Genomic DNA, 19,964 nt, shown 5'->3' with positions numbered 1-19,964 from the left:
AGTCATTAAAGGCTTTAGTAATTTAGAGGTCGTTTTCATAATAAAGAAACATATGAAATTTTACATACTACTTATCATACTTTTTATTGGAGGTTTAGGTTTTTCTCAAGAATTAAATGAGAAACAACTTGAAGCAGACAAAAACGCCACTAATTTAGTTTATAAAGCGAATACTTTAATTAGTGATGATAGTTATATTGAAGCAGAAATGGAATATAGAAAAGCCATTTCAGAAGCCCCATCAAAAGCTGTAGGTTCTTATAATTTAGCACATTCTTATTATCAAAAAGGAAGCTTTAATGAGGCTTTATTTAGAAGTCAAGAAGCAGCTAAAAATGCAACGAGTAAAGACGAAAAACACAGAGCATTTCATAACATTGGTAATATTTTAATGAAAAATGAACAATGTAAAGAGGCTGTTGAAGCTTTTAAGAATGCGCTTAGAAATGATCCTACTGACGAAGAAACACGATACAATTACGCTTTAGCTAAAGAATGTGCAGAGCAACAAAAGCAAGATGGTGGAGGTGATGATAATAAGGAAGACGAAAATAAGGATCAAGAGCAAGATAAAGAAGATCAAGAAAAGAAAGAGGACGAGAATAAAAAGGACGATAAAGAAGATAATAAGGATAAGAAAGACGAAGGAGATCAGGATAAAAAGGATGGTGATAAAGATGAAGATGAAGACGGAAAACCTAAAGATGATAAAAAGGATGATGGTAAAGGGAATGAAGATAACAAGGATCAGAACCAAAAACCTAAGCCTCAACCAGGACAAATGTCTCCTCAGCAGGTAAAGAATATTTTAGAGGCGATGCAAAATCAAGAACAAAAAGTTCAAGAGAAAATGAATGCCGAAAAACAAAAAGGTGCTAAGGTTAAGACTGAAAAAGATTGGTAAACTTGCAGAAAGTCGTTAGTTTGCGTTTTCTTATAAAAGTCGGTATTTACAACAAAAAAATAGAGTTAAAGATGTCTTTAAGACAGAAATAGCTATGAGATTAATTAAAAACATATCAATTTTACTTTTCATACTTGCAACAAGTATAGCTTCTGCACAAGTGAAATTTGAAGCTAAAGTCAGTAAAAAGCAATTAGGAGTTAATGAACGTTTACGTATAGATTTCGAAATGAATCAGGACGGTGATAATTTTGTACCGCCTAGTTTTTCTGATTTTGATGTTGTTGGTGGTCCTAATACATCTGTAAGTAATTATTCTAGAAACGGAAAGCGTTCGTATTCTAAAACATATAGTTATTTTTTATCTCCTAAAAAAAGAGGAAATTTTACCATTAAGCAAGCTACAATTGAAATTGATGGAGAATCTTATAAAACGTTCCCTATTAAAGTTACCGTAACAGAAGCTGTTAAAGCTCCTAATGGTAATGGGGCTGCTTCAGATGTGGCCTCAGATAAAATTCATTTAGTTGCAGAAATTTCTAATTCAAGTCCATATTTAAACGAAGCTATAACTGTAGTTTATAAGTTGTATGTTTCTCCAGATATTGGAGTAAGTAGTAACTGGCGTGAAAAAGAAACGCCTAGATTTAATGATTTTTGGAGTCAAAATATAGAAATTAAAGGGCTTAATATTTTAGAAGGTGAATATAAAGGTGAAAAATACCGTTATGTTATACTTAGAAAAACAGTTTTATATCCACAAAAAACAGGACCTCTTAAAATAGATCCTTTAGTTATGGATATTATAGCTGAAGTTCCAACAGGTCGTGTAGATATTTTTGGAAGACAAATACCTACAAAAGTACCACAGGTGGTTACTGCGGGTAGTAGAACAATTAATGTAAAACCATTACCAGAAAAAGGTAAACCTTCAGATTTTAAAGGTGCAGTAGGTAATTTTTCATTTAAGGTATCAACTTCTAAAACGGAATTAAATGCAACAGAATCCCTTCAAGCTAAAATTGAAGTGAAAGGGAAAGGGAATTTAAAATTATTTGAATTGCCAAAACTGACTGTTCCAAGTTCGTTAGAGGTTTATGAGCCTGAACATGAAGAAAAAGTTAGAACTAATTTAAGTGGTATGCAGGGAAGTATTTTGGATACTTATACGATTGTACCTCAGTATCGAGGAAAATATCCTGTGCCTAGTATATCATTTTCATATTTTAATCCAAATACGGAAACTTATAATCGTATTACCTCAGACGAAATTGTAATTGATGTAGTTGAAGGTCCAACGGCAGCTAATGATAATTCAAATGCTACAGCTGAAAACGCTAAGCAAACAGTTACTGCTAATACTAATACATTTGCGTTTATTAAAACATCATCTAATTGGACGTCTGTAAAATCAGAACAGTTCTTTAAATCAAAAAGCTTTTGGTCATTGTTATTGTTGCCGTTTTTAGCAATTCCTTTGGCTATTATTGTGAGAAGAAAGCAAGATGCTCGTAGTGCAGATGTTCAAGGTAATCGTATAAGAAAAGCAGATCGTTTAGCTAAAAAATATCTTACCGAGGCTAAAAAAGCTATGGGTCAAAAGGAAGCATTTTACTTAGCTCTAGAGAAAGCTTTACATAATTATTTAAAAGCAAAATTAAATATCGAAACAAGTGATTTTAATAAAGAGAAAATTGAAAGCTTATTAATTGATCGTCATGTTGAAAGTGAAGTTGTTTCAGATTTTATTTCAATTTTAGAAAATTGCGAATTAGCACGTTATACGCCAATTACACAGGTTACGATGCAGAATGATTATGATAAAGCAGCGAAAACAATTTCATTAATAGATAAACAACTCAGATAATATGAGAGCGCTTACCATTTTACTTTTTTGTTGTTTTAGCGTTATTGGTTTTTCTCAAAATGACCAACAATTTGATAAAGCTAATGCGTTATACAACGACGGAAAATACGCAGAAGCTATTGATCAGTATGAAGCTATTTTAGATTCAAAAGAGCATTCAGCAGAATTATATTTTAACTTAGGAAATGCGAATTATAAGCTTAATAATATTGCACCTAGTATATATTATTACGAAAAAGCACTACAGCTAGATCCAAAAGATAAGGATATACAGAGCAACTTAGCATTTGCACAAAACATGACGATTGATGCTATTGAGAAAGTGCCTGATGTTGGTTTTTCTAAGATTATTAATAATATTGTGAACACATTTAATACGGATACTTGGGCAGAAATTGCAATTGGAGGTGTTCTTTTATTTGTGATTATATTTTTAATGTATCATTTTTCGTATTCAACATCAAAAAAACGTGTTGCTTTTGTTGTGAGTATTGTGAGTTTAATAGTGGCTTTTTTAGCCGTAGCCATGGCTTTTCAAAAGTCGGGTTTAGATAAAAAGAATAATCCAGCAATTGTTTTTGTACAAGAAAGTAGAGTGAAATCAGACCCTAATCCTACTAGTGAAGAGGTGTTTAGATTACATGAGGGAACAAAGGTTCAAGTTGTTGAAACTTATGAGGATTGGAATAAAATTAAACTATCTGATAATTCTACAGGTTGGATTCCTTCAAAAGAAATTAAATTATTAAAAGTTTTTTAGAACTTATTTAACGGTTTTTTAAGTCTAACTTATTATATTTGGCGCTTATGCCAAAAGCTTCAAAACATATAATTACTGCTTTTTTATTCATATTATTTGTGGCGCTTATTTCTGCGCCTTCAGTAATAATGTCTGTAGATGATTCTATAGACACGACTTGTTTCTTTAGCATAAGTGAAGAAGAAGACAACCACAGTGTTAAGATTCTTTTTGATAAAAATCACCAAACATCAGAGTGTGTGTTTGAAAATAATACAGATAAACATTTAGTGGGGTACACATTTGGGCATTATCCAAAACCGCATTTTAATTTAATTTCTCCACCCCCGGATTCTATTTCATAATTTTTGTAAAAAAGGGAGACCATCTTTAGTCTCAAAAAAAATTATTGAAAATTGGCTTTAGTGAACACCCTATTGCCCTAATTATTTATACATGTTTAAAACTATTAAAAACGACTTCCCAGCAAGTATCGTTGTATTTTTTGTGGCATTACCTTTATGTTTAGGTATTGCATTAGCCAGTGGCGCGCCTCTTTTTGCAGGAGTAATTTCTGGTATTATTGGAGGAATTGTAGTAGGAGCCTTAAGTGGTTCTAAAATTGGAGTTAGTGGACCTGCAGCAGGTTTAGCAGCAATTGTGCTAACTGCAATTGGATCATTGGGAGGCTATGAAAACTTTTTAGTAGCCGTTGTGTTAGGAGGAGTTATTCAGTTAATTTTTGGGGTATTAAAAGCCGGTATTATTGGTTATTATTTTCCTTCATCTGTAATTAAAGGAATGTTAACCGGTATTGGTATAATCATTATCCTTAAGCAAATTCCTCACTTTTTTGGTTATGATGCAGAACCAGAAGGAGCAGATAGTTTTATAGAAACTTCGGGAGAAAATACGTTTTCAGCAATATTAGGTATTTTCGATAACATTATTATAGGCTCAATGGTTGCAGGCTTTATAGCATTGGGTATTTTGCTACTATGGAGTAACGTATTATCTAAAAAAGGTAAGTTTTTCCAAATTATTCAAGGACCATTAGTTGCTGTAGTAGTTGGTATTATTTTTTATGTATTAACACAATCTAGTGAAAGCTTTGCTATTGCAGAATCTCATTTGGTAAGTGTGCCTATTCCAGATAGTTTTGACTCTTTTATTGGTCAATTTCGTTTCCCTAATTTTAGTGTCATTACAAATCCTGAAGTTTGGATCGTAGCATTTACAATTGCCTTAGTAGCAAGTTTAGAAACATTATTATGTGTAGAAGCATCTGATAAAATTGATCCTGATAAAAATGTAACCCCTACAAACAGAGAATTATTAGCTCAGGGTGCAGGTAACATTGTTTCTGGTTTAATTGGAGGTTTACCTATTACTCAAGTTATTGTTAGAAGTTCTGCGAATATCCAATCGGGTGGAAAATCTAAAATGTCGACTATTTTTCACGGTTTTTTACTTTTAATATCTGTAGTTTTAATTCCTACATTATTAAATAAAATTCCATTATCTGTATTAGCAGCAATCCTATTATTAGTAGGTTATAAATTAGCTAAGCCATCATTATTTAAAAAGATGTACGATTTAGGTTGGAAGCAATCTGTGCCATTTTTTGTAACCGTAGCAGGAATTGTATTTACAGATTTATTAGTAGGTATTAGTTTAGGGTTATTAGTAGGTATTGTAGTTATTTTATTGAAAAACTACCAAAACTCACACTTCCTTCATATTGAAGATGAAAGTAACGGAAAGAGTGTTATAAAAATGACACTTGCAGAAGAAGTAACTTTCTTTAATAAAGGTGCTATTTTAAAAGAATTAGATAATTTACCAAAAGGTAGTTATTTAGAATTTGATGTTACCAAAACGAGATATCTCGATTATGATATTATTGAAATATTAGAAGATTTTGCTTTTAAAGCTAAAGAACGAAATATTAATATCAAATTAATTTCTAAGCGTGGAATTGTTGAAAATCCAGAAAGCTTTATAGAGTTCTTTAAACTGAGACCTAAATCTAAAATCAGTTTAAGTTAAAACAAGATGATTAATCGTAAGTTTTAACTAAACAGAAAAACCCTTCTGTTGAAAATGAAGAACAATTAGTCGTACATATTATTTAAATAAGAGTTTAATGATATGTCCTAAGTTTTTTGATGGGTATTAATAGTAATTATTAAGAGAAAAGAAAACACATGAAAGCACATACAAGAGAAACACAATCAACAATGACGCCTCAAAAGGCTTTAGATTTTTTAAAAGAAGGAAACGTTAGATTTCAAAATAACTTAAAAGCGAATAGAAATTTATTAGAACAAGTTAATGATACAAGCGAAGGGCAATTTCCATTCGCAACAATATTAAGCTGTATCGATTCTCGTGTATCTGCAGAATTAGTATTTGATCAAGGTTTAGGCGATGTCTTTAGTGTACGTATTGCAGGTAATTTTGTAAATGAAGATATTTTAGGAAGTATGGAATTTGCTTCTAAATTAGCTGGTACTAAACTTATTGTTGTTTTAGGACATACAAGATGTGGAGCTATAAAAGGGGCTTGTGATGACGCAAAATTAGGAAACTTAACCAAGTTGATAGAGAAAATTAAGCCGGCAGTAGAAGCGGTTAAAGAGCCTCAAGATGCCAGTTTAAGAAATTCTAAGAATTTAAAGTTTGTTGATGAGGTATCTCATATGAATGTAGATTTAACCATAAAAAGAATCCATGCTGAAAGTCCGGTACTTACAGAAATGGAAAAAAACAATGAGATTCAAATCATTGGCGCTATGTATGATGTAAATACAGGAGCTGTAGATTTTTACGAATATGAGAATTAGTCTAATAAGACTTTTTTAATTTATATAGTTAGGCAGTATTGACATAAACGTTAATACTGCCTAATTTTTTTATAGTTGAGATAATTAAAAAGATTCATCTTAATACATAGCATTTTTAGTAAATTTGATTAAAACTGTATATGGTATAAAACACCTGAAATAATATGGATATAGATAACGTATTTAAGAATAACGAAAGTTGGATAAAAGAAAAGCTTGCTATAGAACCCGATTATTTTGAGAAATTAGGTAAAGGGCAAACTCCTGAGTTATTATACATTGGTTGCTCTGATAGCAGAGTTACTGCTGAGGATTTAATGGGATTAGGTCCTGGTGAAGTTTTTGTACATAGAAACATTGCCAATATGGTGGTTGGTACAGACTCTAATTGTATGTCTGTAGTCAATTATGCAGTAACACATCTAAAAGTAGATCATGTTTTAGTCTGTGGGCATTATGCTTGTGGCGGTGTAAAAGCAGCTATGGAATCAGCAGATTTAGGTGTTTTAAACGGATGGTTAAGAAATATTAGAGATGTGTATAGAATGCATAAGGATGAGCTTAATGCCATTGAATGTGAAGAAAAAAAGTACGATCGTTTAGTAGAGCTTAATGTAAAGGAACAATGTGTTAATTTAATTAAAACAGCAGCAGTACAAAAAGCTTATAGAGAGCGTGGATTAAAAGTACATGGGTGGGTTTTTGATGTCCACACAGGAAAATTGATAGACTTAAAAATAGATTTCGATAAATACCTTAAGGATATTATGGAAATCTATCACTTAGACTAAAAAAAGATAGTTATTGACCTGTGAGTTTTAAAACTTACAGGTCTTTTTTTAGAAATTAAACCTCTTCTTTTTCTTCTTCATTAGAAGTGTTTTCTTCTATAGTTTCAGATTTCTTAATTATAGTCGGAAAAATCATTGGTGCTAAAGATTGTATTGGGCTATAAAGTATACTTTCTTCTAAATCTTCCTTTTCCATAAAGGGAAGTGTATCATTCATTTTATCAAATACACCTAATAATACACTTAGAATTAAACCAATTTTAAGTGCGCCAAAAACACCACCTGCTAATTTGTTTATTAATCCTAAAGCAGCAAAATCTGCTAATTTTGTTAAAGCTTTTCCGGCGAGACCTATAGTTAAAACAATAACCACAAAAGTGATGGCAAAGGCTACAATATTCATGGTTTTTTCATCCCAATCAACATAAGGTTCTATAAAATTAGCGGCATAATCACTAAAATGAATTGCGCCCCAAACTCCTAAAACTAATGCCACCAAAGAAGCAACTTCTACAAAAAGTCCTTTAAATAATCCACGAACAAACCCAAATAATAATAGGGCAGCTAAAACAATATCTATAACACTCATATAATTGGCGGTTTAGGCAAAAATACATGAATTTTTTAAGTTGAAATTTGAGCTTTTCAATTAAATAAATAATAACCTAATTGAAGCTACTTTTGTTTCTTAACTTTGAAGTCTTGAATAAGAGTTGAATCTGAAGTTATAATTTTCAACTAAGAATAAGATTTTTAATAATTAAAGAAATTCCCGTTTTTATGGGAAATGAGCATGGCAAGAGACGAACAATTAAAAGAACGATGGGATTTGGTGGTAGAAAAACTCTCAAATCAATTTGCAGATGGTGATAGATTAGATCTCGATTCTATAATATATCTCATTGGAGTGCAAGAGCTTGGTCAGTTACATAGAGAATACAAAAAAGATCATAAACTAGATTTAATGCATATTGCTATTTGTAAAGTGTTAGAGCCTTATGGTTTTTATGAATTTGATTATGTAGATGATGATGGTTGGCCACACTACAAAGTATTGGCGCAATTGCCACACCTTAGAGCAGGTGAACAAAGTGTACTAATGAAAGAAGCTATTGTCAATTACTTTGTAGAATCAGAGTATATAAAATAGCAATTTATAATTTTATAGGGTTTTACTTTTAATATTGATTAGAGTTACTCTTAATAGGGTAAAAGAAGTATTATTAAATATAAATATTCAATAAGGTTTTTACATAAAATCACTAAATTTGCCTCCTACTTTTACATACTATGATAGACAAGATAAAAGAACTTATAGCAGAAGCAGAAGCTTTTAAAGCACAATCAAAAGAAGAAGTTGAAGCTTTTAGAATTAAATATTTAGGCTCAAAAGGACATTTGAAAGCGTTTTATGGCGAATTAAAAAATGTGGCGAATGATCAAAAAAGAGAATTCGGGCAAATTATTAATGAGCTTAAAACTACGGCAGAAGCTAAAGTAAACACTTTAAAAGAAGCTTTAGAAAGTGCAGATGAAGACAAAGGAATCTATGGTGATTTATCTCGACCTAGTGAACCTATTGCTTTAGGTGCACGTCACCCAATTTCTATTGTAAAAAATGAAATTATAGACATCTTTTCTCGTGTTGGTTTTAATGTAAGTGAAGGACCAGAGATTGAAGATGATTGGCATAATTTTACAGCATTGAATTTGCCAGAATACCATCCGGCAAGAGATATGCAGGATACGTTCTTTATTCAAACGGATCCAGATATTTTATTACGTACGCATACCAGTTCGGTACAAGTACGTTATATGGAAAACAATCAGCCTCCAATTAGAACAATTTCTCCAGGTCGTGTATTTAGAAATGAAGCTATCTCTGCACGTGCACATTGTTTCTTTCATCAAGTAGAAGGTTTATACATTGATAAGGATGTCAGTTTTGCAGATTTAAAGCAAACACTTCAATATTTTACAACTGAAATGTTTGGGAAATCTAAAATTAGATTGCGTCCATCATATTTTCCATTTACAGAACCTAGTGCAGAAGTTGATGTGTATTGGGGACTAGAAACTGAGACCGATTATAAAATTACTAAAGGTACAGGTTGGTTAGAAATTATGGGATGCGGTATGGTAGACCCTAATGTTTTAGAAAATTGTGGTATTGATTCAAAAGTATACTCTGGATTTGCATTCGGAATGGGAATTGATCGTATAGCAATGTTATTAAACCAAATTAGTGACATTCGTTTACTAAGCGAAAACGATGTTCGCTTCTTAGAACAGTTTAAAAGTTCACTTTAACCGTTAAATATCTTATCGGTAGCTTGTTTTGCGATGTTTAAAGGTCGTAAAGCATTCTTTCTTTTAAAAGAATTAGATTCCATTCTAATCAAAATATTCTCAAGGGTTTTTATAGCATTATTGATATAAGAACCCTTGTTTAGCATTACACATTCTGCATAAGCACCTTGTGTAGCATCGCTAATTTCTGCTCTGGTTGGAATTCCGGTTTTTGCTAAATTTTCAAGTACTTGAGTAGCCCAAATTACAGGAATATGTGCCGCTTCACAAATCCATAATATTTGGTTCTGTACTTCAGAAATTCGTTCAAATCCAACTTCAACAGCAAGATCTCCACGAGCAATCATTACTCCAATTCTGTGGTGTTTCATGCCTTCTAATAATATTTCTGGTAAGTTTTCAAAAGCTTCTACATTTTCAATTTTAAAGACAACGCCTATATCTTTTGCTTTTTGTTTTCTTAACTGTTCATACAAACATTCTACATCTTCTTTGTTTCGTACAAAAGAATAGCCTAGTAAATCTGTATTTTCGCAAGCAAAAGGTAAGTTTTTAATATCCTGCTCGGTAAGCGCAGGTAATTTGTATTTGGTATGTGGCAGATTGATGCCTTTTTCTGATGATAATTTAGATTTATAGCAATCTGTAATTAAAAGTTCAACATCTTTTTTAGATTTAGAAAGTACTTGTGCTTTTATCATTCCATCATCAAAAAACACAACATCGTCTACTTTAATTTCATCAACGATTTCATGTAGCATTACTCCAATTTCGGCTTTTTCAATTTGTGTATTGCTATTATCAAATTTAGAAGCTTTTCCTTTAGTATTTCGTTTTGTTAGAATGATATGATCTCCTTTTTTTATAGGAATACTTTTTCCTATTTTACCATTTTCATTTCTAATCTCTATGGTTGATGTTCTAAATTTTGGACCTGCTAAGTCCATATAAATTTTAATATTAAAATTGGTCTGGTTGTTAATTTCCTTAATGTAAGTGACCATTTGTGTCCATTCTTCTATTGTATCATGACCTAGATTTATTCGGGCTATTTCCATGCCGTTTTCAGCCATTTCTCTAATGATAGATTTGTCTTTTGCAGCTGTATTAGGTAAAGTGACCATAATTTCAGCAAAATGCTTTGTGCGTGGTCTTTTAAATAAAAGATTAGCGTGGTTTTTAACCAGTTTTTTGCTTTTTTTATAACCAATTAATTCCACATTAGAAGGCTCTGATTTTGGTAAGCCTTGTAGCAGTTTTAGATTTCTTACTACGTTAAAAATGTTGCTGTATACATAACCTTCAGATGTTCTTATAGAGGAGACACCAACTTCAGATAAATTGTCTTGGTACTTTCTTAAATCGAAAGTTCTTAAAATTAAATAGCGACACAGGTTTTTTGCACTAAGCTTATAATTGTCGTGAATTTCCTCTGTGATTCTATTAATATTATCTTCATTTTTTTCTAGTGTATGAAGAATATTTTCTAGTCCGTTGGTTAATTTTTCCAATTTCATAAGACGCAAATTTTAATATTTTATTTATCTGAAATATAAGATATAAAGGTAGCAATGATGTTGAAGATATTTCATGATTTCCATCATAAACAAAGGCCATATCTTTGTGGATATGACCTTTGTTTTCTTTCAATTATATTTAAAATATTCAGCGATTAAAACTCAACTGTATCTGGGGTTAATCCTGATGCTCCAATATTTTCCATCGCATCAATTGCAATCATATCTGCTTCTGAAATTTCAAAATCAAAGACATTAAAGTTTTCTTCTATGCGATGAGGTGTTACAGATTTTGGTAAAGGAATTACATTGTTTTGTAAAGCCCAACGAATACAAACCTGAGCGACTGATTTATTGTATTTCTCAGCGATGTTTTTCAGCATTTCATTATCTAATACTTCACCACGACCAAGCGGGCTCCAACCTTCAACTTGAATATTGTTATCCGTACAGAACTTTACACAGTCTGGTTGTGTAAATCCTGGGTGATATTCTATCTGATTTATAGAGGGTTGAATTTTAGCTGTTTTCATTAAAGGCTCTAAGTGATGCGGCATAAAATTACTTACACCAAGGCTTTTAATTTTTCCTTCATTGTGTAGTTTTTCCATGGCTCTCCATGTTTCTGCATTTATTTCTTGCCAATTCTCAAACTGATGTGCTGCAGCTGGCCAATGTATAAGATACAGATCTAAATAATCGAGTTGTAAGTCTTCTAAGGTTTTTTCAAACGCTTTTAATGTGCTTTCGTATCCACGTTCAGCATTCCATAGTTTACTGGTTATAAAAAGGTCTTTGCGCTCAATTCCGCAGGCTTTAATCCCTGCTCCAACGCCTTCTTCATTTGCATAAATGGCTGCTGCATCAATATGTTTATAACCAATTTCAACTGCTTTTTTTATTGATTCTATAGCCGTTTCTCCATCGGGTGTTTTCCAGGTTCCGAAACCTAAAGATGGAATTTTAATACCGTTGTTAAGTGTGAAATATGTTTTCATTAGTAATCTATTTTTATCTAATTCCTTTTATTTTTAATTCTGCATAAACATCTTGAGCTCCGTGAATTTCTTTTCCAAACATCATCTGAATATCATATGTAATGTTGTATTCTTTTAGAACTTCATCAATGTTATCTTTTTTGCTTTTAGCGATCTCAATGTCTTGTCGGTATGTGTTTAATGTTCCAAATGCTTTTCCGAGTAAGGTAATCCCGATAACTATAATCGTTATTGTTACTGAGGATATAATTCTGCTTTCTAAGGTGAATTTACCAAATAAAAATCCTCCAATTATTACTGCGATTCCCATTACGGCAAATACAACAAAATAGGTGTAGGTTAAAAGCTTTTTTCGCTTATAATTTTGGTAATCTATGTTAACATATTCTAGTTGATCTTCAAACTTTTTATTTAGCTCGATTTTAGAACAAGTTTTATTAAATTCTGGCTTTCGATTGTTTAGACCACAGGTTGTACCAATTTTTAAACTCGTTATTTGGTGATCGCATAAACGACAATGTCTTGCTAAATCCATTAAATGATAAGTTGAATTTTATATGGATAGAATTAAATAGTATTCATCATCATGTTCGCCAAAAACGAAATGAAAATTCTCGTTTTTGTTTATTTTATCAAAAGCATTTTTGTCATTTAGTTCATTAAATACTTCATGAATGGCTATAATTCCTTTGAGCTGAAAACATTTTGCTAACTCTCTGTCTTCGGTAATTAAAACCCCATTTTCGTAATAAGATTTCCCTAATTTCTTTTTTACAAATGGATTAAAGAATTGAGTTTTTATACCTTTAATTTGTTCTAATCCGTCAGCGAAATCATAAGAGAATCCCATTTTAACCTTTACATGTTTAATGGTTTCTTTCTTCCAATTAATAATTCCGTATAGTTTGGTTTTTTGATCTTTTTCTTGCGGGAATTCGTGTTCAAATAAAATGGCATCTAATTTTTGTTCTGGGTTTATCCCTTCTTTAGGATTTGTCCATCTCTTTTTAATTTTCTTTACAACCTTCTTTTTTAAGTCGCTTTTGTATTCATCAAAATCATAAGACATTAATTTATTAAAGACTTTTTCAGTTTTTTTAAATTTATTGGATGACTTATATTCAGAAATAGCGATTTCTAATTCACTTTTTAATTGGTTACCAATTTCTTCATTTGAAAGCATAAGAAGATTTATTTAGTTGCGTTAAATATGTTTTAGCTTATGAAAGACCTAATTTAGGAAATAAAAATTGAATACTGCAAACTATTCGTTTTGAGTTAAACATATTTATGCCCCTGTTTTCAGGGGTTTTCGTTTTACTAAATTAAGGGTTTTGCTGAAGAGTTAAGTTCTATATATTTGCATCGAAATGTAAGAAACATAATTAATTATGTTAAACATTACAAGCTTATAAATTAGCTGTTGTTTTAAATTAAAACCATTACGAATGTCTATAAATTAACTAAAATCACTTAAACAAATATGAAAATTAAATTACTAGTATTATCAGTATTCGCTTTCTGTTGTGTATTTAACGCAGAAGCTCAAAAATTAAAAAAGTTTGGAAGTTCAGTTGAAAAGAAAATTGGACCAAAAACAATTAAAGTACCTTACACAGATGTGATCTCTTATTTAGGATATGCTTCTGAAGGGAATGAAGATGAAGTAGTTGATGGTAAAAAATTCTATTACATTTATTTATGGGTTCCTGCTGTTGCACCAGAATTGGGTGTAAGAATGCTTTCTCCTGTTGCTAAAACTAAAGTTAAAGATGCTATTAAGTCTGAGGCTTACGAAGCAAACGAATCTTCTAGTGATTATTTTGATACTTACATTACTTTAGAGCGTTCTACTATTTTGAAAAAAGAAGATATTACAGAAGAAGCTGCTAAAAGTGCAACTTGGACTACACTTGCTAAGAATGATGATAGTAGTGAAATGCCAAAGCAACCAAGTGGAAGCAGCTACAACTCTTTATTAAGATATGAAAGTGAAGTAGGTAGCCCTACAAAAGCTTTAACAGCTGGTTTATACCGTATTGGTTTTACAACTTATAAAACAGGTGAAGTTAAAGGAACATTTTTAGCAGAAGTTGCGGCTCCGGTAAAATTACCAGGTGTTGTAATGGCTAAAACTATAGAAGAACTTTTAAAAGGACTATAATACAAAAGCAGACATTCGTATTTTGTAAAACACCTCTTTATTTTTATAAAGAGGTGTTTTTAATTATAACCATTTTTTATGTTACTGTAATTATTTTTTAGTCTTTTAGTTCTGTTATATCTCCAATTGAAATGTTATTCTCTTTAAATTTATTTATTCAATTCGCTCATTTATTTTTTCTAACCACAAATCTCTTTCGTTCACCACAAAATCATATTTATTTCCGTCATTGGTTATTATTCTAATTCCATTGTTTATTAGTTTTATCGTTTTTCTTTTACTGATTTTATCTATGTTTTTATATTCAATGTTTGTTTGCCTTATTTGAATATTGATTTTATGAGATTTAAATATCAGTTTTTTATCTGTTAGAAAAATTTTTCCACCAACGCCTTCGATTCCTTGATACAAATTTGCAGGTCCTTCAATTTCAATATTTTCATTTTCTTCTAAATCGGGTTTTATTTTTACTCCAATTTTATTAGTGAATTTACCAGCAAGCTTTTCATTTATATATGGAAATCCGATTCCGAAAAATAGTCCAAATAAGATTCCTTGAATGATTAAATTATTTACTGAATACAGTTTTTCTTCAGAAAAATAATCAAATAACCAAAGCGTCATAGAATACATAATTGTAGTTATGATTACGAATAGTATTCGGAATTTTAAGCTTGGTTTGGTTAATTTAGTACCTATTTCCATGATGTTTTTATTAATTTCTAAATTTGCGTGTCTTTATGCTTTTCTTGTACATTTGTTTTAATTACACATTAGCTTTTTCTATTATTTCAGTCATTACTTCTTTAGGGATGCTCCAGTTTAATTGCTTAAAAGGTGTAAGGTTTAGTTTCTCTGTTAACTCTCTAATAACAGAAGAATTAAAAATATCATATTCATATTTAAGGTAATCTATTTTTGAAATATTATAGTTGATGATTCCTGTCATTTTTCTATCGTTATCCGTTGGGTAGAATTTTAACTCTCCAACACTGCTAACAAGAAATTCGGCATCAACCTTAATTTTTTCAAAATCTAATTGGGCGTAAAAACTTTCAAGAAATAATAAATGAATTTTATCTAATTCATTAGTTGAGAATCTTGGAATAATAACAGAGTAGAAACTTTTTGAATTTACAAAAATCAGACATTTTTTTCTGGCAATATATAAGACTGAAGCGTTCCATTTTCCAAAAATATTTTCAACAGTTATGGTCTTATTTTCAACTCTTTTTTTTATTATTTTTTCTAGTTTTTTTGTTGTGAATATTTCTGTCATCAGTTTTTGTAAGATTTTTATGCGTAATTAAGCAGGTAAATTACAGATGGCATTAGGTATCATTTTTATTTGATTTTTTTAAGTTCTTCTGAAATTTCCCAAACTGTTTGTTTACCAAATTCGCCATAGTTGGCAATAAAATTTCCTTTAGAGTCAATAACTACACAACTAAAACAAGGGTAATGATATTTAAAAAACATTTTTTCAACAAATTGCTTACTATCCTTTTTCCATCCTTTCTTTCTTTTATAATAATATTTTAAGTTTTCATCATCTTTATAAATCCAATGATGACTGATATCACTAATTTTTTCTAAGTTTTTTAAATAGTCTTTGTCAAAAATATTCCACGTAGAGTATTCTTCCATACCATTACAATTGTCTTTACCTGGATAATAAATTATTACAATTAGTTTATTATCAATACTATCTTTGATAGCTAAATTGTCTTTTAATTCATTAAGCTGATTTTTATTCAATTTCCCAATAGGTTTTCTTCTTACTAGTAAGCATTGAACTAAAGAATCATTTTCAAAATATAAGTCAAGATATTCTCTAGAACTTTTTCCTTTTACAAATTCGCTTTTATCTATTTCTTGATGACTATCATTGAGATAAACAACTTTTTTGTCTTGTGAAAAAAGTTTAAAAGAGATTAGTAAACAAATTATAATTAGATTTTTCATTTATTTAAAATTATAGTTGATAGCGAGTCAATATACTGTTTGTTTCATTAGCTAATTTAGCAATAAATTATCTATAGTTTTGCGTCTGTAACTTTCTAATAGACTTCATAGAAATCTTTCTCTTTAGGTTTTCATTTTGGAGGTGGTGGAGGTGGTGGAATTTGCCTTAAATAATCAAAATATATTCTCAATTCAATAGTGTCGTTTACTTCTTCTTTTATCTCGTCAAATACCTGTGTTAATTTACTCAAAACCTTTTTGAGTTCCTTTCCAGTTTTATTTGTATTAATAGTAATTTCTACAAGACCATTTTTAGGGGAGTCTGGATAGTATGGAACTTTATCTTTATTTAAATAATGTCTTTTTAAAATGCGTTTCAGTTCGTTAATTGAGTATTTGTTATCTATTAGAATTGAATCAGATTTTATACGCAATATATTTTTAGACTTAATTAGTCCGTTATCATAAACGTATGGAGTAACTCTTTTTTTTATTTTTCCATCATCGAATTCTACAACCAATTTCCCATAATCTTTATCGAATGTTCCAACCTTATTTGTTATTTCTCTAAAATTTAATTGAGTAGTATCAAGTCCGATTATTTCTTTAGTTTCAACAGAAAAATTTCGATCGGTCGGATAATATCGAATTTCTGTTGTTTTGTTTTCACAACTTAAAATCAGTAAAATAGACAGTATGGACAGTGTTTTTCTCAAAATGTATGTCTAGTGTGTTTGTGGATAGAATATTGTTTGGGAAAGTAACTAAGTTCGTAATTAAATACATTCCGATTATTCCTCCTAAAAGCATTAAGGAAAAAATAATTTAACCTGTTTTGCTGTTGTGTCAGTAATTCCATTTAAGCTTGAAATTCTAAGTTGTCAATTTTGTTGATATACCTTTTAATTATTTTTAATTCAATTTCTGCTTTTTCACATTCTCCCTTTCTAATTAAGCTGAATGATTTATGAATTCTTGCAACAATTTCCTCATATTTATTTTAGTTAGTAGTTGGTGTTGAATTGCTGATTTTCATTTTGTTTAATTCGGTTATATCACCTATAAAATCATTGCCATCTACTGTTGTTATAATACCTTTAATTTTAGTTTGCTCAGTGAATTGATGGAATTTCCAGTCAACATTTTTTAAACGATGTTTACCAGAATAAGCAGCAATCCATAAAGGGTAGTCATCAACATGGCCTTTTAAAACATGTTTGTAAAAGGTTAAACCTGTGTATATCATTGGTTTTCTTCCATATTCTTTTTCTGCTAGTTGTAACCAATTTAATACACCTTTTCTGAGGTTGTCTCTCCCAAATTTGCTGTCTTTTTCTATATCAAGTATGGGGATAAAATCACCCTCTTCTAATTTTACTACAGATTTGAAATTTTCAAATTGTTGTGTTGAGTTTTCGTTAGGTCTGTAGTAATGATATGCACCACGTAAATAATTGTGCTTTTTTGCGTTTTCCCAATTTCTGTCAAACTGTATGTCCTCTCCATTCTGTCCCATTGTTGCTCGTATAAAAATATACTCAATTGGGTGATGTGATGTTCTTAGTTCACTCCAATTAATTTTACTCTGATAATGAGAAATGTCAATTCCGAAAAGATATTCTGAGTTCGAGATTGCTAAGTTTTCTGGTCTTTTAGTTGTTGACTTAGCATAATTGTAGAAAATAACAGATGCTATTATTAGAAATTGAATTAGAATAACACTAATTAAGAATCTTGAATCTTTTAAAATACTTCTCTTTTCTTTTTTTACATTGGGTGTTTTTCTATTCTTTTTTGAAGTTACTATAGTCTCTTTTTTCTGGATATTTAATATCTTAGTTATAAGAGGTAGGAAGTTTTTATAAAGAATAAAAATTATTGCAATAAATAGGAGTGTTATGCCTACAAGTATTATCCAGAATCTAAGAGGATGAATTTCTTTATAATTTATTAAATAATAGTAAACGTCATTCATTTATCTGTAGTTTCTTTTGTCTTGAGAGCTCGAAAGTTAGCAAATAAAAACTGAATATAAAATCCGGTTGGATTTTTGTAATAAATATAAATACAGTGAATTATATGTGTTTTATGTTGGTTTTTAGCTGTGTTTAAGTTGTTTCGTTCATTAATTTCCTAACGGTTTGGTTAAATACCCACATTTTAATTTTCTGTTTTTTCTAATTTTGAAATTTCTTCTTCTTTTAAAGCGTATGATTTAATAATCATTACCGTTATAACAGCTAATGGGATTCCTATTATTGATAATATTATATCTCCAGTTGTACTGTTTATATAGTTTTCTATTGTTTCTGCTTTAAAAGCACTTTTTAGAGCATAATTTCCAATATAATTAGATACAATCCATAAAGTCCACCAAAGACCAATTGTCATTGTGTTGCTCTCTAAATAATCTGAATTTTTAGATTTTATTAATTGGGTTGTTTTAGTCGACATCTCTTTCATTATTTGATATGGTCTGTACAATGAAATTATTGGCACAAACCAACTTCCGGATGCCCAACCCTCAGAATGGTTGCAATTTGTTCTAATATTCAGGTTATAATAAGCTCTTCTAAACCATTGTATAAAAGTTACCGCAGAAATTATAAAAACTATAAAATCCCTATAATTTGTTGTCTTGTGTCATTTGAGTTTAACATTTGATCCGTTACCTCTTCATTGTTTTGTAATGACTTAAGAAGGTTGTATTGTGAGTAAGAAGAAAATATTGAAACAACATCTAAAGCCATGACTATCCAAATGAATAATTGGGCGATTTTTGCTCTCTTAAAATTTGGTCTAATGGCATTGATTTTATTTTCTTTTCCTAAAACAACACGATTATCAAGGTTAAAGTCTGTACAAGTATTTTCGAATTCTATACTTTTTCCTTTTAGATTACAGATGTTTTCTTTTTCAATTACTCCTTTTTTTCGATTTAAACATTGTTTGCAATTTTCGAATTGTTCTACTGTCATTTTAGAGTTTAATATTTTATTTGTGGTAACGTATTTTTTGTTAAGCAACTAATTTAGTGAACAAACACGAGCAAAATAATATTTCGAAGTACTTTTCTAAGTAAGCAATTGTACAAGCCATAAATAAATATGGTGTTTGTAAAATCATTTTTTATTCATTTTTAGTTTTTTTTTTTGAATATTTGATTTCTCATCCAAAAGAGCCAAAAATTCAGCGAGAGGTAATTTAGCAGTATTTTTTTTAGAAATTAAAATTTTAATAATAGAAAAATAACCAATACCTTCTAATTGGGTTAGATAATAACGGTTAAATATATTCTCGTTGTTTGTTTTAAATAGATAGAAAGGTCTATTCTGAATTTCGAATATTTTTAAATCAATTATTGATTTGTATTCAACTCTTTTATTATCAAAATAAACAGCACTTTTTGAAAATTCTACTTTTTTTAAAGTGATAAATAAAGTGAACGTCAGTAATGCTATAGCCCAAGTTCCATAATCCCATAATCGACTTAAATTAAAAAATTGAGTAATTAAATAAGCTATTAACATCACAAACCAAGAAAGGAAGTATTTTCTGAATTTAATGTTAGATGATATTTTCTTTCTTTGTTCCATTCAAATGTTTGCTAACGTGTGTATGTATTGTTACGTGTTTAAGCAATTAATTATACACGGCTTAAGTTAGCATTTTAATAAAAACACTAAATTTAAGACCTATAAAAAGAAAGCACAAAAGAGAGGAATAAGGTTAATATATACGCAGAGACTACAGATCTCGTCAACATTGAAAATCCCCTCTCTTTTACTACACAGATTTCGTACAGTTCTATGAGGCGTTTAGACCTCGATTTTAAGTCGTTGAAACTCGCGTAGCTTGTCCTT

At 30.1% G+C, this 19,964-nt stretch carries 23 protein-coding genes; 10 read left to right on the top strand and 13 right to left on the bottom strand.

Annotated features, from left to right (window positions below; translation table 11 throughout):
* The first annotated feature begins 52 nt into the window (after nucleotides 1–52).
* From HSX10_RS06625 to HSX10_RS06595, 7 genes are all read left to right on the top strand, one after another.
* Nucleotides 53–904, top strand: coding sequence for an aerotolerance regulator BatC (locus HSX10_RS06625; protein ID WP_173587433.1), 852 nt, complete (start codon nucleotides 53–55; stop codon nucleotides 902–904).
* Nucleotides 905–998: 94 nt separating this feature from the next.
* On the top strand, nucleotides 999–2,771 hold the full coding sequence (locus tag HSX10_RS06620; RefSeq protein WP_173587432.1) for a BatD family protein: 1,773 nt from the start codon (nucleotides 999–1,001) through the stop codon (nucleotides 2,769–2,771).
* Between the two features lies 1 nt (nucleotide 2,772).
* A complete protein-coding gene (locus HSX10_RS06615) occupies nucleotides 2,773–3,531 on the top strand; it encodes a tetratricopeptide repeat protein (protein ID WP_173587431.1) in 759 nt (252 codons plus the stop codon).
* Between the two features lie 47 nt (nucleotides 3,532–3,578).
* The gene (locus HSX10_RS06610; RefSeq protein ID WP_173587430.1) at nucleotides 3,579–3,875 is read left to right on the top strand and encodes a hypothetical protein; all 297 of its coding nucleotides are present in this window, start codon (nucleotides 3,579–3,581) and stop codon (nucleotides 3,873–3,875) included.
* A gap of 91 nt (nucleotides 3,876–3,966) precedes the next feature.
* Nucleotides 3,967–5,559, top strand: coding sequence for a SulP family inorganic anion transporter (locus HSX10_RS06605; RefSeq protein ID WP_173587429.1), 1,593 nt, complete (start codon nucleotides 3,967–3,969; stop codon nucleotides 5,557–5,559).
* 158 nt (nucleotides 5,560–5,717) lie between these two features.
* Nucleotides 5,718–6,356 (top strand): carbonic anhydrase family protein, encoded by a 639-nt coding sequence (locus HSX10_RS06600; protein WP_173587428.1) that lies wholly within the window; start codon nucleotides 5,718–5,720, stop codon nucleotides 6,354–6,356.
* A gap of 164 nt (nucleotides 6,357–6,520) precedes the next feature.
* On the top strand, nucleotides 6,521–7,147 hold the full coding sequence (locus HSX10_RS06595) for a carbonic anhydrase (protein ID WP_173587427.1): 627 nt from the start codon (nucleotides 6,521–6,523) through the stop codon (nucleotides 7,145–7,147).
* Between the two features lie 55 nt (nucleotides 7,148–7,202).
* Here the strand turns inward: HSX10_RS06595 and HSX10_RS06590 are convergent, their stop codons facing one another.
* Nucleotides 7,203–7,736, bottom strand: a complete 534-nt coding sequence (locus HSX10_RS06590) for a CvpA family protein (protein ID WP_173587426.1) — start codon at nucleotides 7,734–7,736, stop codon at nucleotides 7,203–7,205.
* Nucleotides 7,737–7,940: 204 nt separating this feature from the next.
* Here HSX10_RS06590 and HSX10_RS06585 point away from each other — a divergent pair, with 204 nt between their 5' ends.
* Both HSX10_RS06585 and pheS read left to right on the top strand, forming a co-directional pair.
* Complete coding sequence (locus HSX10_RS06585; RefSeq protein WP_173587425.1) at nucleotides 7,941–8,297, top strand: hypothetical protein; 357 nt, start codon at nucleotides 7,941–7,943, stop codon at nucleotides 8,295–8,297.
* A gap of 140 nt (nucleotides 8,298–8,437) precedes the next feature.
* The gene (gene pheS, locus HSX10_RS06580) at nucleotides 8,438–9,457 is read left to right on the top strand and encodes a phenylalanine--tRNA ligase subunit alpha (protein ID WP_173587424.1); all 1,020 of its coding nucleotides are present in this window, start codon (nucleotides 8,438–8,440) and stop codon (nucleotides 9,455–9,457) included.
* Here the strand turns inward: pheS and HSX10_RS06575 are convergent.
* From HSX10_RS06575 to HSX10_RS06560, 4 genes are all read right to left on the bottom strand, one after another.
* The gene (locus tag HSX10_RS06575; RefSeq protein ID WP_173587423.1) at nucleotides 9,454–10,974 is read right to left on the bottom strand and encodes a pyruvate kinase; all 1,521 of its coding nucleotides are present in this window, start codon (nucleotides 10,972–10,974) and stop codon (nucleotides 9,454–9,456) included. The genes pheS and HSX10_RS06575 overlap by 4 nt on opposite strands.
* Before the next feature lie 155 nt (nucleotides 10,975–11,129).
* Nucleotides 11,130–11,972, bottom strand: coding sequence for an aldo/keto reductase (locus tag HSX10_RS06570; RefSeq protein WP_173587422.1), 843 nt, complete (start codon nucleotides 11,970–11,972; stop codon nucleotides 11,130–11,132).
* A 13-nt stretch (nucleotides 11,973–11,985) separates the two neighbouring features.
* Complete coding sequence (locus HSX10_RS06565; protein ID WP_173587421.1) at nucleotides 11,986–12,507, bottom strand: hypothetical protein; 522 nt, start codon at nucleotides 12,505–12,507, stop codon at nucleotides 11,986–11,988.
* Nucleotides 12,508–12,525: 18 nt separating this feature from the next.
* Nucleotides 12,526–13,155, bottom strand: a complete 630-nt coding sequence (locus HSX10_RS06560; RefSeq protein WP_173587420.1) for a hypothetical protein — start codon at nucleotides 13,153–13,155, stop codon at nucleotides 12,526–12,528.
* A gap of 300 nt (nucleotides 13,156–13,455) precedes the next feature.
* On the opposite strand from HSX10_RS06560, the gene HSX10_RS06555 reads away from it, so the two are divergent.
* Nucleotides 13,456–14,136, top strand: coding sequence for a Lipl32 family lipoprotein (locus tag HSX10_RS06555; RefSeq protein WP_173587419.1), 681 nt, complete (start codon nucleotides 13,456–13,458; stop codon nucleotides 14,134–14,136).
* 153 nt (nucleotides 14,137–14,289) lie between these two features.
* Here HSX10_RS06555 and HSX10_RS06550 read toward each other — a convergent pair whose 3' ends face one another.
* From HSX10_RS06550 to HSX10_RS06515, 8 genes are all read right to left on the bottom strand, one after another.
* The gene (locus HSX10_RS06550) at nucleotides 14,290–14,841 is read right to left on the bottom strand and encodes a GRAM domain-containing protein (RefSeq protein WP_217363242.1); all 552 of its coding nucleotides are present in this window, start codon (nucleotides 14,839–14,841) and stop codon (nucleotides 14,290–14,292) included.
* Nucleotides 14,842–14,902: 61 nt separating this feature from the next.
* A complete protein-coding gene (locus tag HSX10_RS06545; protein WP_173587418.1) occupies nucleotides 14,903–15,415 on the bottom strand; it encodes a DUF6933 domain-containing protein in 513 nt (170 codons plus the stop codon).
* 65 nt (nucleotides 15,416–15,480) lie between these two features.
* Entirely contained in the window at nucleotides 15,481–16,101 is a 621-nt protein-coding gene (locus HSX10_RS06540; protein ID WP_173587417.1) for a hypothetical protein, read from the bottom strand.
* Between the two features lie 131 nt (nucleotides 16,102–16,232).
* On the bottom strand, nucleotides 16,233–16,817 hold the full coding sequence (locus HSX10_RS06535; RefSeq protein WP_173587416.1) for a hypothetical protein: 585 nt from the start codon (nucleotides 16,815–16,817) through the stop codon (nucleotides 16,233–16,235).
* Between the two features lie 284 nt (nucleotides 16,818–17,101).
* On the bottom strand, nucleotides 17,102–18,076 hold the full coding sequence (locus HSX10_RS06530) for a GH25 family lysozyme (RefSeq protein WP_173587415.1): 975 nt from the start codon (nucleotides 18,074–18,076) through the stop codon (nucleotides 17,102–17,104).
* A 185-nt stretch (nucleotides 18,077–18,261) separates the two neighbouring features.
* Nucleotides 18,262–18,687, bottom strand: coding sequence for a DUF4328 domain-containing protein (locus HSX10_RS06525; RefSeq protein WP_367651262.1), 426 nt, complete (start codon nucleotides 18,685–18,687; stop codon nucleotides 18,262–18,264).
* Nucleotides 18,688–18,713: 26 nt separating this feature from the next.
* Nucleotides 18,714–19,079 (bottom strand): hypothetical protein, encoded by a 366-nt coding sequence (locus tag HSX10_RS06520; protein ID WP_173587414.1) that lies wholly within the window; start codon nucleotides 19,077–19,079, stop codon nucleotides 18,714–18,716.
* Nucleotides 19,080–19,223: 144 nt separating this feature from the next.
* The gene (locus tag HSX10_RS06515; protein WP_173587413.1) at nucleotides 19,224–19,697 is read right to left on the bottom strand and encodes a hypothetical protein; all 474 of its coding nucleotides are present in this window, start codon (nucleotides 19,695–19,697) and stop codon (nucleotides 19,224–19,226) included.
* Nucleotides 19,698–19,964: the final 267 nt, after the last annotated feature.

Source organism: Winogradskyella undariae, from assembly GCF_013285155.1.
GTDB classification, from domain to species: Bacteria; Bacteroidota; Bacteroidia; order Flavobacteriales; family Flavobacteriaceae; genus Winogradskyella; species Winogradskyella undariae.
This window is presented reverse-complemented; position numbering and strand designations above follow the sequence as displayed.

Bases quoted from the DNA above. Each gene is read 5' to 3' on its own strand.
- HSX10_RS06625 (WP_173587433.1), top strand. From the start codon at position 53: ATGAAATTTTACATACTACTTATCATACTTTTTATTGGAGGTTTAGGT.
- HSX10_RS06620 (WP_173587432.1), top strand. From the start codon at position 999: ATGAGATTAATTAAAAACATATCAATTTTACTTTTCATACTTGCAACA.
- HSX10_RS06615 (WP_173587431.1), top strand. From the start codon at position 2,773: ATGAGAGCGCTTACCATTTTACTTTTTTGTTGTTTTAGCGTTATTGGT.
- HSX10_RS06610 (WP_173587430.1), top strand. From the start codon at position 3,579: ATGCCAAAAGCTTCAAAACATATAATTACTGCTTTTTTATTCATATTA.
- HSX10_RS06605 (WP_173587429.1), top strand. From the start codon at position 3,967: ATGTTTAAAACTATTAAAAACGACTTCCCAGCAAGTATCGTTGTATTT.
- HSX10_RS06600 (WP_173587428.1), top strand. From the start codon at position 5,718: ATGAAAGCACATACAAGAGAAACACAATCAACAATGACGCCTCAAAAG.
- HSX10_RS06595 (WP_173587427.1), top strand. From the start codon at position 6,521: ATGGATATAGATAACGTATTTAAGAATAACGAAAGTTGGATAAAAGAA.
- HSX10_RS06590 (WP_173587426.1), bottom strand. From the start codon at position 7,736: ATGAGTGTTATAGATATTGTTTTAGCTGCCCTATTATTATTTGGGTTT.
- HSX10_RS06585 (WP_173587425.1), top strand. From the start codon at position 7,941: ATGGCAAGAGACGAACAATTAAAAGAACGATGGGATTTGGTGGTAGAA.
- pheS (WP_173587424.1), top strand. From the start codon at position 8,438: ATGATAGACAAGATAAAAGAACTTATAGCAGAAGCAGAAGCTTTTAAA.
- HSX10_RS06575 (WP_173587423.1), bottom strand. From the start codon at position 10,974: ATGAAATTGGAAAAATTAACCAACGGACTAGAAAATATTCTTCATACA.
- HSX10_RS06570 (WP_173587422.1), bottom strand. From the start codon at position 11,972: ATGAAAACATATTTCACACTTAACAACGGTATTAAAATTCCATCTTTA.
- HSX10_RS06565 (WP_173587421.1), bottom strand. From the start codon at position 12,507: ATGGATTTAGCAAGACATTGTCGTTTATGCGATCACCAAATAACGAGT.
- HSX10_RS06560 (WP_173587420.1), bottom strand. From the start codon at position 13,155: ATGCTTTCAAATGAAGAAATTGGTAACCAATTAAAAAGTGAATTAGAA.
- HSX10_RS06555 (WP_173587419.1), top strand. From the start codon at position 13,456: ATGAAAATTAAATTACTAGTATTATCAGTATTCGCTTTCTGTTGTGTA.
- HSX10_RS06550 (WP_217363242.1), bottom strand. From the start codon at position 14,841: ATGGAAATAGGTACTAAATTAACCAAACCAAGCTTAAAATTCCGAATA.
- HSX10_RS06545 (WP_173587418.1), bottom strand. From the start codon at position 15,415: ATGACAGAAATATTCACAACAAAAAAACTAGAAAAAATAATAAAAAAA.
- HSX10_RS06540 (WP_173587417.1), bottom strand. From the start codon at position 16,101: ATGAAAAATCTAATTATAATTTGTTTACTAATCTCTTTTAAACTTTTT.
- HSX10_RS06530 (WP_173587415.1), bottom strand. From the start codon at position 18,076: ATGAATGACGTTTACTATTATTTAATAAATTATAAAGAAATTCATCCT.
- HSX10_RS06520 (WP_173587414.1), bottom strand. From the start codon at position 19,079: ATGACAGTAGAACAATTCGAAAATTGCAAACAATGTTTAAATCGAAAA.
- HSX10_RS06515 (WP_173587413.1), bottom strand. From the start codon at position 19,697: ATGGAACAAAGAAAGAAAATATCATCTAACATTAAATTCAGAAAATAC.